Origin of the sequence: Leptospira terpstrae serovar Hualin str. LT 11-33 = ATCC 700639, from assembly GCF_000332495.1 — a bacterium.
GTDB lineage: Bacteria > Spirochaetota > Leptospiria > Leptospirales > Leptospiraceae > Leptospira_A > Leptospira_A terpstrae.
Genome location: NZ_AOGW02000015.1, coordinates 25,123 through 37,782 on the forward strand (window position 1 = coordinate 25,123; position 12,660 = coordinate 37,782).

The following is a 12,660-nucleotide window of genomic DNA, read 5'->3' on the forward strand; positions in this document are numbered from 1 at the left end:
TGTACTCTCTTACCTAAATGGATCATTTTTCGCCTTTGAGTCGGTCGGTAGGACTTACGATATCGGTAACACGAACACCAAAGTTTTCATCGATGACCACAACCTCACCTTTAGCAATGAGTTTGCCGTTAACAAGTAAATCCACAGGTTCCCCAGCTAACTTGTCTAACTCGATGATAGATCCTTCACCCAAACCTAGAATGTCTTTGATGTACATTTTGGTTCTACCGAGTTCCACGGTCAGAGCCATTTGTACGTCCATGAGGAGATTGAGATTGGTTTGCCCAGGGCCAGCACCCGCAGTGGCAAGAGAAGGAAAATTAACACCTTTGATCCCAACAGAACCTTGTCCACCACCCATTCCCATATTGGGTTGCATGTTGACATTCATTCCGCCGGACTGTTGTTGTTGTTTTTGGCCTCCCCCTTTTTGAATATCCAGTATGGAATTCGCCATAGAGAGAGAAACTACATAATAAACTTTAAAAGAACCAACCCCATCAATATTCAAACTGAGAGAAGTTTTCACCAAACTATTGTCATCTGGTAATTGCAAATCCCGACCTGAATTTACGAGCGCAATTTCCGGTGGACTGCCAGACATGGTGCCACCAAGTTTCATTCCAATTTGTGCTGTTACCGTTCCGAGAATTGGGGATAATGAATCTTTTAGGGTTTGGAGCTGAGCGTTATCTAATTGTCCAGGAGGAGTCATTCCCCCCATCATCACACCAGCAATTTTTGCGGCATTCTCTTGAGCCATAATAAGACAAGCTCTGCCCGCCAAACTACCGCTAATCGTTGAAAATAAACTAACAGATTTGGTTCCGAGTTCTTTTTGGACATCAGCAGAGGAGCTCGATTCGGTGGCAGGGTTCATAAAACGAGTGTTTTTTGCCAAGATCGTGCCAAGTGTGTTCCCCGCCACCTGGAATGCAGAGCCGATCACATCGGATATAATGTCGCGGTCAATAGGGGATAGGTTGTCCGATGACGAACTGGAGGCGCCACTTAAGGAAGAGAGGTCGAATGTATCATCCGCACCTTGTAGTAATGCGTCTATCTCGTCTTGTGAGAGTGAACCTTCACCCATACCCTTTTATCTCCGGAAAAACTTAGGATAATGAGACATAATATGAATCTTTTTGTCACTCAGTTTTTTTCCGAATTGACAAAAAGTAAACGGATCTAGTCAAAAGCACTCGCTAGTCCGTCCGAATAGGCACGAAGATTGTCATAGGAGTAAATTCCCGTGTTGTGGTAGTCACTCCAAACAATCGAAATCGCATAACGGCCCACTTTCGTCCAAGATAGGAGTTTGATGGACTCAATATGACCCGTTGCCTGCCCCACACTCCCCCCATGACCTCCGCGACAAGTGGCACAGGGGCATTTTTTACGGAGATCGAGGAGCGAATACTTGGAACCATGGCCATCCTTCCACTCAATATAGAGCGAATCATCATCAAATGAGATATCTTTCGGGAAGGTAGCTAATTGTGAGTTTGGCATTTTTATGCTTTCACCGGTAGTTTTGTCGTTTTAGAACGAAAATTTCCCACAGTGGTTCCGTATTGGATTTTGTCACCCAGGGTTATGTTTGTCAAATCAATGGTATCGTTTTCGAAAACAAGAATGACGGTAGAACCCATTTCGAAACGACCAAGCTCTGACCCTTTGTCGATCATTATGGAAACATCTTTGTAATGGTGTTCTTTCGCAAAACGGATCCAATTGTTTGTAACAATTTTATTATCATAAGTCACTCGAATCTTTCCTACATTCGAGGCCCCCACTTTGATCACGGCGATTTTACCGTATTCAGTTTGTAAGAAGGTAATGAGCCTTTCGTTTTTCGGGAAAAGCCCACGAATATTTAGAACTGCCAAATCATTCACTGGAAACAATTTTCCTGGTTCATAATAGTATCCTAAAATTTGGCCTGCGAATGGACTGTGAATTCGATGGTAGTCTTGTGGGGACAAGTAAAAGGTAATGTATTTTCCGTTTGTAAAATGTGGATAATACTTTTCAGAACCTAACAATTCCTTTACGGAGTAATCGATCCCTTTTGCTTGGATGATAGTGGACTGATTGATATTTCCAAAACTTGTGATTTTGGAATCTGTAGGCGAAACAACGGCATTGGCAGCTGAATCAATGATCCTTGCTTCAGCACGCAGAGCACGAGTAAAGAACTGATTTAAGGATGCGTATTCTTTGATTTCTAATTCCGCTTCACTTAAGTTAATTTTATAAACTTTTGCAAACGCCTTTAAGATGGGGATCATCATAAAACGTGGTAACTTTAGAGTGGAGAAATATCCGAAAATTTTGGAGATAAGATTTTTAGGAAGTAAGGTTAAAAACAAAAGATAAATATCTTTGAAAATTTCATACCTAGCTCCTGACTCGGAAAGGTATTTTTTAAGCTCTAAATTGGCAGATTTCCCAAGTAACATTAGGGATACAAGTAGAGGAACACTTGTGATGACTGCTGCAATATAACCCCAATGCATCACAAAAACAAGCACATCAATTCCGAACTTTACATATAGATAAGCAAATCCAAGTGTGGAACCAATAAATAACATTCTAAAAAAATTGGAAAACTTTTCTCCAAATACATAGAATGCATTTTGTTCCCCGCTATAGAACCAACCCGCAAGGCTTAAGATCCCAAAACAAAGGAAGGATACAAAGAACAAAATAGCGGATAAGGATTCTTTCTGTTCCAATATTCGATCTGGAAAAGAAAGGATGGTGTCTAAATTTACCGCACCATATGAATACAAAACAAAACCCACAAGAGTGGCCATTATAAAACCTTCAAAGAAGGAAGCAAGCATACTCACTAATCCTTGTTTTGCGGCGTAATCAGTTCGAACCACACCTGCAATTCCAGAAGACTTTCCAACAGCAGTTTCCGTAGACAAAAAGAATGTACTCAAAGAAACTGATAAGGCACGTAAAATCCCAAAAGCACCACCACCTTGCAACGCCTTGATGGAAAAAGCTTCTTTAGTAACATCAGATAAAAATCCGAAAAAGGAAATCATTCCATTAGAAAACAGAGAGATATATCCAAATATAAAAAGAATAATCCCGATGGGAGCCAAAATAGAGGCAGCGCGACCTACTCGCCTAACACCACCTATAACGATAAAAAGTAAAATAACAGAAATAGAAATGGGACCGGAAAGACCCGAAAGATTTAGACCCTCTTTTGTGATATAAGTGAGACCGACAAAAGGGAAAATTCCACCAAACAAAAGTACAGTCACCATACTCGCTAATGAAAATGCCACAGCAAGCCACTTAGCTCTTAAGGCCTTTTCGATAAAATACATGGGACCTGAAAGATAACGGCCACTCGGCAGTTGGTTACGAAACTTCACCGCCAAAGTAGAGGAAACAAAACGGATGGGCATCACTAACAAACTCATCACCCAAATCCAAAAAAGAACGCCTATTCCACCATAAGCGATGGCAAGGGCTGTTCCAATGACGGAACCGGCAAGGAGGGAGGATCCAATCCCAGCAAAGAAGGCTTGCGAATGAACTAATTGGCCCTTGGAACCTTTGAAGTCCATATTGCCCGTTAGGATCTTAAGTGAAAGAAAGAGAAAACGAATTTGTGGGAATCCCAACCGAATGCTCAAATAGACCGAGGCAACGAGGATGAGATAGAAATAAGGGCTCAGGATGTCCGATCCTAAAATCAGATTAAACTTAGATCCGTTTTGAAAGAGTGTTTCCATATTGGTTCTTCCTCACGAAATTGGATGAAATTGTTATGTCAAGATGTATTGTGATCCTTTCGTTTCTGGTTTTTATGATTTCTTCTCTTACCTTTGGTTACTTAAGTGCGGAGCCCTCAGGGATCGAAGTGGGGATGCGCTACGGTGCAGGACAAAGAGTTCCCGGCCGGTTTGATGGAGATTTAAAACAGTTTTCATCTACCTTTAACCCTCTCGTTTTGTCTGATGTAAATTTAAGCGGAGGGAGATCTTCTAATTTATACGAAGGATTTGTTCGGTTTCTTTTGGACTCCAGATCTAGGGTAGGATTTGTTGTTGGACGGAATGACTGGCAAATGCTTCACCTAACGGAAGTTACAAGCGACTACTACTATACAAAACTCCGTTCGGAAATTTATTCTTATCATGTTCTCGCTATGTATTATTTTACCATGCCTATCTATAAAAACTGGGAATGGGAAAATGGACTTGGGTTAGGGTTTACGTCTGCGGACTGGAATATCAGAGGGTATTCGGTTGGGGAATTATCTCCAGATACACAGTATTTTAATCAAAAAGGAAGGCTTAGGGGAAGTGGACTAGCTTACCGGTTTGAAACTGCCATCAATCGACGGTTATACGAAGATACTTTTTTTCAAATCGGTCTAGGGTATCATCATGTCGCCATAGACAAGTTTAGCGGAAACTATAATGGGGAAACCTCAAGTTTTTATATTCGCGCCGATGGGAAGGTGGGAGTTATCGATGATACAAGAATCATTGATGCAACAGTGAGCACTGCACAAACTTTTCGAAGGTTAGATATGAATTCGGGATCATGGGTTCTCTATTTTTCAGTGTTCCAGCGGTTTTTGGATTGACGATCTCTTGGGAAGAGTATCATTCTTTAAGAAAATTACATGAAACCTTCTAAAATCATTACCATCGGTATCAAAGAACTGGCTCACCAAAAAGTCATCCTTGCTGCTTGGTACAACTTTCTAAAAGAAAACTTCGACGCCAAAAAAGTTTCTGCAGAAGAATTCACTTTATACCTACAAGCACATGTGATGTATGATTTGGACAAAGATCAAATCGAGTTGATGTTGTCCGGAACAGAACCTCTTTTAGAGGATTTCAAAAAGTCTATATTTGGATGAACCTCCAAATTTTCGGAACAAAAAAATGCAAAGAGACTAAGAAGGCACAGTTGTTCTTCCAAGAACGTCGTGTGACTTTCCAATTTATCAATCTCCAAGAAAAGGAAATGAGTAAAGGGGAACTTAAATCAATCCTCGGAAGTGTCCGTTTGGACGATTTGATTGATACGGAATCTAAGGTTTACGAAGACAAAAATCTGAAATATATGTTATATGATAAAGAAGAGGCCCTACTCTCAAACCCACTTCTATTCAAAACACCAATTGTTCGAGATGGCAAACGTGCCACCATTGGATTTGTTCCCGATGTTTGGAAACAATGGATTTTAGAATCTAAAAAATAAATGATAGAAACCACCGTATCAACGGTCATCAATAAACCAGTCTCAGAAGTGTTTGCTTATATTTGTAATATGCAAAACCAAACTGCATATAATTCCAGTATCTCCTCTTCTGAGCCGGTAGCTGATACACCCAATGAATTCAAAATCCAAATTGATTTGGGGATTCTAAAACTTACAGAAATCTACAAACTAGAAGAAATCATTCAAAACCAATTGATAGTTGCTAGTTGTCATTCTAATTCTATGAAATTTACTGATCGATATGAATTCAAAAATTCTGATGGGAAATGCCACCTAACAATCTCAGACAAAATGGAACTAAAGGGCCTTTTTAAATTAAGCGAAGGCCTTGTTAAAATGAACCTTAAATCACAAATGACTGCAAATTTAAACGCACTAAAGAAAATTTTAGAATCTTAAATTTTTAAGACTCTAGTTTCTTTCGTTTCGAATAATCCTTCGATATCTCTGGTAACATAGGAAGGGAACTATGAATTCTGTGCATTTCCAATGCTGGTCTTGCTGGAATTCCAAAGTAAGCTGTTTTTTCTTTTGAATCTTCTGTAAGCCCAGAAAGACCCATAAGAATGGATCCTTTTTTCATCGTTAAGTGTTCTGCGACCGCAGATTGTCCTGCAAGAAAACAACCGTCTTCAATAGTTACGGAACCTGCAAGGACAGTGGCACCAGCAATATAAACATAATTTCCAACACGGCAGTTATGACCAACATGAACATGGTCATCAAATTTAGTAAAGTTTCCAATGGTAGTGGATTCGAGGGCAGCACGATCCACCGTACAATGAGCACCCATTTCCACTTCGTCACCGATAATTACGTTTCCAATTTGAGGAACCTTATACCGCACTCCCGCATAGTCATAAAAACCAAATCCATCTGCGCCAATGACAGTATTAGAGTGAATCAAATTTCTTTTCCCTAATTTACAATTATAATATACAATTACCCCCGATTTTAAAATCGTTTCCTCTCCGATTTCCACACCAGATTCCAAAACAACATTTGGATAAACTACAGCTCTGTCACCAATCACAACGTTTTCTTGAATCACAGCGAAATCCATTATGGTTACATCTTTACCTAGTTTGGCGGTAGGATGAATACTTGCCTTTGTTGAGATGGAAGCAGTATATTTTGGTTTTTTTTCAAAAAGGGATACAACTTGAATGAATTTAACTTTTGAACCTTCTTCGGGTATAATGATTGCATTGGGAAACAAGGAAGCTAAAGAATCTACAGTAAGTGCGATTTTCACATCGGAAGCTTTTTTGTGTTTCGCTAAGTATTTTTTTGAAGCCACATAATATATGCTATTTTGATCTACGGGAGAATAATGCTCCAAGTCTTTAATTCCATTGATTTCTAAATCACCAGAGCCGGTGAAACTTGCACCTAATTGTTCAGCCAATTCTTTTAGTTTCATTTATACACCTTAGTCTTGAAAAATATCTGGAAGGGACATATTTCAATCATATTTTTAAAATCTATCATATTGAATTTTTTAAATTGATCCGATGATTAGAATATGCTCCAACCAATGCTGAACAAAGGGCTTCGTTTGCTTTTGTTAACTTACACCGTTCAATACTGCATATTCACGGAATCGTTGGTCGCACAGGAAGGGTATGTCTTTGAAAATCCCTATAAAAAGACAGAAACAGCGAATGATGATAAAAACTTCTCATTGTACTTCCCGAAGTTATCTTCTAAAATCTCAAAATCAGATTTAGTCCGTTTACAAACAGCAGCAGATTTTTTAAACCAGAACAGAAACTTTGAAATTTACATTCATGCTCATGCAAACGAAGGAAAATCAAACAAAGAAGATCTGACAATCAGTGAAAAAAGATCTTTAGAAGTAGAACGTTTTTTTTTAATCCATTTTGTGGAACCTAACCAAATCAGAAGGTTATTTTACGGAAACTCAAAATTACAAAACAAAACAAAAGAGCACCAAGCACTCAATAGACGAGTTGAAATAAAAATCCAACAAATCCCTTAATTTAAACTTTTCCAATAATTAAAATCATTAATATCATCGATATCATCTAATTCTTCAAGTAATGAAACTGTTTTGGCATGGTTTTGAATCTTAGCTAATGTTAAAGATAAAACGTCTTTTGTACTCCAAGGGATTGAATGAAACAAATAAGGCGAAAACTCTTTCATCCCCAATAAATAATACCCGCCATCGCGCGCAGGACCCAATACAAAGTCAGTTTGGTCTAAACTTTGATAAGCTTTGTGCAAGATTTCTGTTGTTAAAAATGGGCAATCAGTTCCAATGATTAAAACTTTATTTGGATTTGTTTGGAATTCATTCTGAAAGGCTATTTGCATTTTCCATCCAAGATCCCCCTCCTCCTGAACTTCGGCACGATACCCAGAACCAAAGCCACCAAATAAAACTTCCGTTAAATGGTTCCAATATACGATTTTGTCAATGTCCAGAGAGTAAGTTACCGACTTCGTGATTTCCAATAATTCTAAGTATATCTTTAATGTTTTTTCTTCACCGATACTCTCAGAAAGCCTTGTTTTGACTTTTCCTAATTCAGGTTGTTTTGCGAAGATAATTAATTTGTTTTTTTCCATAAAAACCTAAAACTAAAATTGAAATCATCCAATGAATGTACATAAAATTAAGATCTACATACAATCCATAAGATAAAAAAGCAATAAATGAAACTAAGGAAACAAGAAGCACCTCATTTCTTTTTTCAATAACAAATAAAAACCACGGAATCCAATACCAGGGGTGAATTACTGGAGAAAATAAAAGAAACAAGGAATAAAGAATCAAAAAACGATTCGAGAGAGTTAAAGAAAAAAAGAGATCTAATCTTTTACTCAATACGAGAAGAATGATTAATGTTAAAAAAGATAGTATTCCCGATAAATATTCTCCGTCGAATAAATATAAAATAAAATAAAATATAGGTTCTAAGATACCTGCAAAACGAAACGAATGAAAAAAAAGACCTATTCCCGCACTCCCTTGTGAAACATAATCAGAAAATACCGTGAGTTTCCAAATAACCAAGGACACTATCAAAATAGGAATCATTCGTTTCCACCCATCCCGATTCCATTGCATACCCAGTGTAAAAAGAAATGTATTGAGTTTTAGTTGCGTCAAAATAAAAAAAGAAACCAAACGAGAACCAACTGATCTTGCCAAAAACAAAAACAAAAATACAGTCACCAACAAAATCTCAGGATGCATTTGAGAAACTCCTTCCACAAGGACGATGGGATTTCCGAAATACAACCAATAAGATGAATTTTTTATTTCAGGATATAATTTTCGAATTAAAAACAAATTTAATCCATCGAAGATCAAAAGTAAAACTTGAACACCTACAAATTGATTCCCAAAAACTAAACCGAACAAAGTCCCTAAAGAAAAAAAACACTGCATCAAAAAAGGATAAACGGAAAAGTAATTCGGACTATTCATCTTTGAAATTAAAAACTCTAACCCAAAGATTTTTGTATTAACAAGTCCCACTAACTCCGCAGGAGTATCATGGTAAGGTGAGATTCCATTCAAAAATAACTTTGCATCGAATAAATATCGATAGATATCATCACTCCAAACGGCTGGAGATCCAACAACAACCATTCGCAAAAAAATACAATAAAGGAAAAAGAAATAAAATTTTTTACCAAACAACAAAACCAAATCCGATAAAAAATAAAAATACAAAGGTAAAACAAATGAAACAACAAGAATAATACTGAGGTCATTTCTATTGCCAAAATGAGTCGAAACCCACAATAACATTGGATAAATAAGAAAGAGTATAAATTTCAGGAATGAATTAAGGATGAACACGGAAAACTAACAACCGAAAGAAGGTATATAAAATTTTGATCCCAACACGAATCGACATAGAAATTGTCCCCGATATTTTAGAAACTCCAGCAAAACGTTTCCGATAGTTAACTGAGATTTCCCGAATGTCAATTCCTAGTTGTAAAGCTTTTACGTGCATCTCAATGTTCCAGCCCCAAGTTGGATCCTCCATCTTCATTTGTAAAATAGAAGAATATTTGATAATTCGAAGAGGTCCCATGTCAGTAAATTTACGTCGAAAAAAAATGAGTATTAAAAAACAAGTGAGGGCATTTCCAAATATTTGAATTGGAGAAAGTGATCCTTTTTCTACTACTCCAATCGTCCTTGAACCAATCACTAAATCAGCACCAGTATCCTCAATCACCTGGATCAATTTTCGAATGTCAGAAGGATCATCAGAACCATCTGCATCACAAAACATTATGTATTTTGGATTTAACTTCGATTGTTTGATCCAGTTTAAAGCCACCAAACAAGCATTTCCGTAACCTATTTTAGGACAATCCAAGGATAAAAAACCCATCTGTTTGACTATGTTTGGCGTTTGATCTTTCGATGCATTGTTTACCACAATGAATTGAGACTTAGGTAATCCTGAACCAACAAGTATTCCAGTTAACGCACGTTTTATACCTTCTTCTTCATCTCGTGCAGGAATGATACAAAAAACATTATTCACCTTTTCTAAGAGCATTCCTTTTAAATAAGTCTTCCAGAGGAGTGTCTTTTCTAGATTTTGTTTTTATCTGATACGAAGACTCTATCACTACTGAACTATGAGGATACAAATCTTTCATTTTTTCTACCTTTTCTTTGTAAGGTGAAGAGAGATAACCAGAAGATTGAATCATATAGTCAGAAGTAATATCTTTTAAACGAACATGGACTGCTTTGAATTGGTAAGATACAATCGGTAACTCGGAATATTTTTGTTCCACTTTCCAAACAAAACTTTTTCCAGAAGGGATTCGTTGATCGCTCACTTTTTTTGCCACAGGGGACCAAGCCCATTCTTGTCCGATTTTAGTCTCTGTTTTGAAAATTTCTTTTCCTTTCTGATCTAAACCAACAAGAACCAATCGATAAAACCGTTCGGGGTCACCCGTTGTCACATGATGATCAGCTTTGGTATTAGTTAGCAGAACTTCAATTCTATTGTTTTCTACTTTTAAATCAGTTAGCACGATCCCCGGCTGATAACCCAGTCGGATTTGGTCAGGATATAAATCAAAAGTTTTTGGAACACCTCCACCAATAAATCCATGTTTATGCGATTTTCGTATTGGTTTGTGTAATGATGGTTTGACCAAAGATCGCAAAACTTCTTTTTGGTGACAGGAAGAACAAGATTGGTTTGAATTGGTTGCCCTTAATTCAGTTCCAGTTTGAAAGGAACAAACAAGTGATTCATTTAATGTATATGTTTCATTATGGCAATCGTTACAACGATTCAGTAATTGTTTGCGATCAATTTTGATTGGATGAGGAGGAGATGTTCCTCCTAAAGCTCCAATCACATAACTTTCATTAGTTTCTGAGTCCACACGGACATGGCAAGTAGCACATGTGACTCCTTCAGTTTTCATTTCTGGATTAAAATTTGGATTAGGTATTTCGACTGGCCTAAAATAATCTCCATTTTTTAGACCCGTGATGATAGTTTCTCTTTGATTTTGAACAGGAATATGGCAGTTCAAACAAATCCACTTCGGGGAGCTTGGTTTAGCTAACTCGGATTGGAACTGTATATCTGAAAGTGCATTGGCATGAGTGGACCGCGTCCATTCTTCATAAATTTCTGTATGGCAACTTCCGCAGTTTTTTGCAGTGGGAGCACCTACACCTTTTAAGTTTGGGAGATTTTCAATTGGTTTTGCCCAAATTTTGCCAGGGAACACTTGTTCGATGGGAATTTCTCTCTGATTTTGGTAGAGATAAATAATAATTCCCAATACTAGGAATAAAAAAAATGAAATGTAAATGTTTCGTTTCAATTTCCAGTTTCCAACGGAAGTTTCGGATCGTGTGACCATTCCCACATAGAACCGGCATAGTTATAAGCATTATATCCATAAGTCCGAAGAATTCCAACGACAAAAGCAGAACGAACTCCACCTGTACAATAAGCAACAATTGGTTTCTCTTTTTGGATTCCTAATTGTTTCAAATATTGGTCCACCTCAGCTTTGGATTTAATATTTCCATTCCCATCAAATAAATTTTGGTAAAAAGCAGATTTTGCACCTGGAATATGACCTCCTCTAGTTTCGCCATAAGGTGTAGCTCCAGAAAATTCTCTGGGTTCCCTTGTATCAAGAATTTGGAATTGTTTTGATGGTAATCCCTTTAAGATCTCTTCCTTTTGTATTGCAGATGATTGGTTCTTTTTATTTTCAGGAATACTAAAACTGGTCTCTTTGTTTTCTTTTATTTTTGGATTCTTTTGGATCTCTTTTTCAAAAGCAGCATACCCTCCATCCAACCAATAAGACTGCAGAAATCCTGCTTCTCGTAAACTCCAGACAAGTCTACCTTCTTCCCCCCAACCTGAAACACCATCGCCTAACACCAGTATGGTTTCGTTTTGTTTGATTCCTAACTCATTCAATTTTTTACGAACTAGTTTCAAATCCAATAGCTCTCCTTTATGAGGAGCATCGGTTCGAGAGAGATCTTCCCAGGAGAGAACCTTAGAATTGGCTACCTTGTTTTTCCAACGTTCTGTGGCAGAACGTGTGTCAAGAATCGAATACTTAGAAAAGGAATGAGCTGCATTAGCAGACAAAAACCAAGGAGTCTCTTTGATTGCTGCGGGGACTGCTTTCGTTGGGCCAGCACTCAATTGGAGCCAAAAAGCCCAAAGTATAGAGAGAGAAAATAGAGAAATGCCATACCCACGCAGTATTTTCATGATAAAACCCTCCCGATTCCTAAATTCTTTCTCTTTTAAGACGAAATTCCGTCAATAAAATAAACAATTCATCCAAGAAAACGAATTTTTCTTGCCTGGAATGACCCTCTTCGTATTTTTGGAAGCAAATGGAGGGCAATATGAAGATTGGTTATTATCCGGATGTGGTCAATGAAAATGTCACAAGGATTGTCGCTTCCACTGTCGTATTCCTCGGCGTCATTGCCATCTTATTTCCAAATCCTTATTTACTCGGCTTCCTTCTTTTTGGATTCACAGCAAGGTTAAGTTACGGGCCCAAGTTCGAACCATTTGCTTTTTTTACTTCCCGTTACTTAGTTCCATGGCTTGGGATTTCTTTTGTAGGAACTGCAGGTCCACCAAAACGATTTGCTCAGCTCATTGGATTTCTTTTTAGTCTTAGTGCGATTGTATTCTATAGTCTCGGGTTTTCGTTAGCTTACCAAATCACCCTTGCCACTTTAGTTTTCTTTGCCTCTTTAGAATCGTTTTTAGGTTGGTGTGCTGGGTGTTTTGCTTTTGGTTTACTTATGAAACTCGGAGTTATCCCTGAAGAAATTTGTGAACGATGCAATAACCTAAACTTCAATAAATAATTTGT

15 protein-coding genes are annotated in these 12,660 nt (G+C 37.6%); 6 read left to right on the top strand and 9 right to left on the bottom strand.

All coding sequences use genetic code 11. The annotated features are described in order from the left end of the window. Positions 1-22: 22 nt before the first annotated feature. From fliN to asd, 3 genes are all read right to left on the bottom strand, one after another. Positions 23-1,093 (bottom strand): flagellar motor switch protein FliN, encoded by a 1,071-nt coding sequence (fliN, locus tag LEP1GSC203_RS14900; protein WP_039938150.1) that lies wholly within the window; start codon positions 1,091-1,093, stop codon positions 23-25. A 95-nt stretch (positions 1,094-1,188) separates the two neighbouring features. Further along, a complete protein-coding gene (locus LEP1GSC203_RS14905; RefSeq protein WP_002974933.1) occupies positions 1,189-1,512 on the bottom strand; it encodes a DUF971 domain-containing protein in 324 nt (107 codons plus the stop codon). A gap of 2 nt (positions 1,513-1,514) precedes the next feature. Then, positions 1,515-3,761, bottom strand: a complete 2,247-nt coding sequence (gene asd / locus LEP1GSC203_RS14910) for an archaetidylserine decarboxylase (RefSeq protein ID WP_002974940.1) — start codon at positions 3,759-3,761, stop codon at positions 1,515-1,517. 35 nt (positions 3,762-3,796) lie between these two features. Between asd and LEP1GSC203_RS14915 the strand changes: the two genes are divergently transcribed. Genes LEP1GSC203_RS14915 through LEP1GSC203_RS14930 form a run of 4 tightly spaced genes read left to right on the top strand, consistent with a single transcriptional unit; the run spans position 3,797 to position 5,664 of the window. Then, on the top strand, positions 3,797-4,621 hold the full coding sequence (locus LEP1GSC203_RS14915) for an LIC_11366 family protein (protein ID WP_002974907.1): 825 nt from the start codon (positions 3,797-3,799) through the stop codon (positions 4,619-4,621). A gap of 39 nt (positions 4,622-4,660) precedes the next feature. Further along, complete coding sequence (locus LEP1GSC203_RS14920; RefSeq protein ID WP_002974937.1) at positions 4,661-4,900, top strand: hypothetical protein; 240 nt, start codon at positions 4,661-4,663, stop codon at positions 4,898-4,900. Further along, entirely contained in the window at positions 4,897-5,244 is a 348-nt protein-coding gene (locus LEP1GSC203_RS14925) for an arsenate reductase family protein (RefSeq protein ID WP_002974899.1), read from the top strand. The genes LEP1GSC203_RS14920 and LEP1GSC203_RS14925 overlap by 4 nt, the downstream gene beginning before the upstream one ends. Beyond that, a complete protein-coding gene (locus tag LEP1GSC203_RS14930) occupies positions 5,245-5,664 on the top strand; it encodes an SRPBCC family protein (protein WP_002974927.1) in 420 nt (139 codons plus the stop codon). A gap of 4 nt (positions 5,665-5,668) precedes the next feature. Here the strand turns inward: LEP1GSC203_RS14930 and lpxD are convergent, their stop codons facing one another. Further along, entirely contained in the window at positions 5,669-6,688 is a 1,020-nt protein-coding gene (lpxD, locus tag LEP1GSC203_RS14935; protein WP_002974958.1) for a UDP-3-O-(3-hydroxymyristoyl)glucosamine N-acyltransferase, read from the bottom strand. A 102-nt stretch (positions 6,689-6,790) separates the two neighbouring features. On the opposite strand from lpxD, the gene LEP1GSC203_RS14940 reads away from it, so the two are divergent. Then, positions 6,791-7,267 carry an OmpA family protein gene (locus LEP1GSC203_RS14940; protein WP_039938151.1) on the top strand — a complete coding sequence of 159 codons (477 nt, stop codon included), beginning with the start codon at positions 6,791-6,793 and terminating at the stop codon, positions 7,265-7,267. Here LEP1GSC203_RS14940 and LEP1GSC203_RS14945 read toward each other — a convergent pair. From LEP1GSC203_RS14945 to LEP1GSC203_RS14965, 5 genes are read right to left on the bottom strand one after another with little or no spacing between them, the layout of a single operon-like run. Then, positions 7,264-7,860, bottom strand: coding sequence for a TIGR04282 family arsenosugar biosynthesis glycosyltransferase (locus LEP1GSC203_RS14945; RefSeq protein WP_002974961.1), 597 nt, complete (start codon positions 7,858-7,860; stop codon positions 7,264-7,266). The two genes, LEP1GSC203_RS14940 and LEP1GSC203_RS14945, sit on opposite strands and share 4 nt — an antisense overlap. Further along, positions 7,820-9,052, bottom strand: coding sequence for a hypothetical protein (locus LEP1GSC203_RS14950; RefSeq protein ID WP_051064183.1), 1,233 nt, complete (start codon positions 9,050-9,052; stop codon positions 7,820-7,822). Before LEP1GSC203_RS14950 ends, LEP1GSC203_RS14945 begins: the two co-directional genes overlap by 41 nt. A gap of 37 nt (positions 9,053-9,089) precedes the next feature. Beyond that, the gene (locus LEP1GSC203_RS14955; protein WP_039938154.1) at positions 9,090-9,821 is read right to left on the bottom strand and encodes a glycosyltransferase family 2 protein; all 732 of its coding nucleotides are present in this window, start codon (positions 9,819-9,821) and stop codon (positions 9,090-9,092) included. Then, positions 9,799-11,160, bottom strand: a complete 1,362-nt coding sequence (locus LEP1GSC203_RS14960) for a multiheme c-type cytochrome (protein WP_002974973.1) — start codon at positions 11,158-11,160, stop codon at positions 9,799-9,801. The genes LEP1GSC203_RS14955 and LEP1GSC203_RS14960 overlap by 23 nt, the downstream gene beginning before the upstream one ends. Continuing rightward, positions 11,118-12,038, bottom strand: coding sequence for a sulfurtransferase (locus LEP1GSC203_RS14965; protein ID WP_002974895.1), 921 nt, complete (start codon positions 12,036-12,038; stop codon positions 11,118-11,120). The genes LEP1GSC203_RS14960 and LEP1GSC203_RS14965 overlap by 43 nt, the downstream gene beginning before the upstream one ends. A gap of 140 nt (positions 12,039-12,178) precedes the next feature. On the opposite strand from LEP1GSC203_RS14965, the gene LEP1GSC203_RS14970 reads away from it, so the two are divergent. Then, positions 12,179-12,655 carry a DUF4395 domain-containing protein gene (locus tag LEP1GSC203_RS14970; protein WP_002974964.1) on the top strand — a complete coding sequence of 159 codons (477 nt, stop codon included), beginning with the start codon at positions 12,179-12,181 and terminating at the stop codon, positions 12,653-12,655. Positions 12,656-12,660 lie beyond the last annotated feature (5 nt).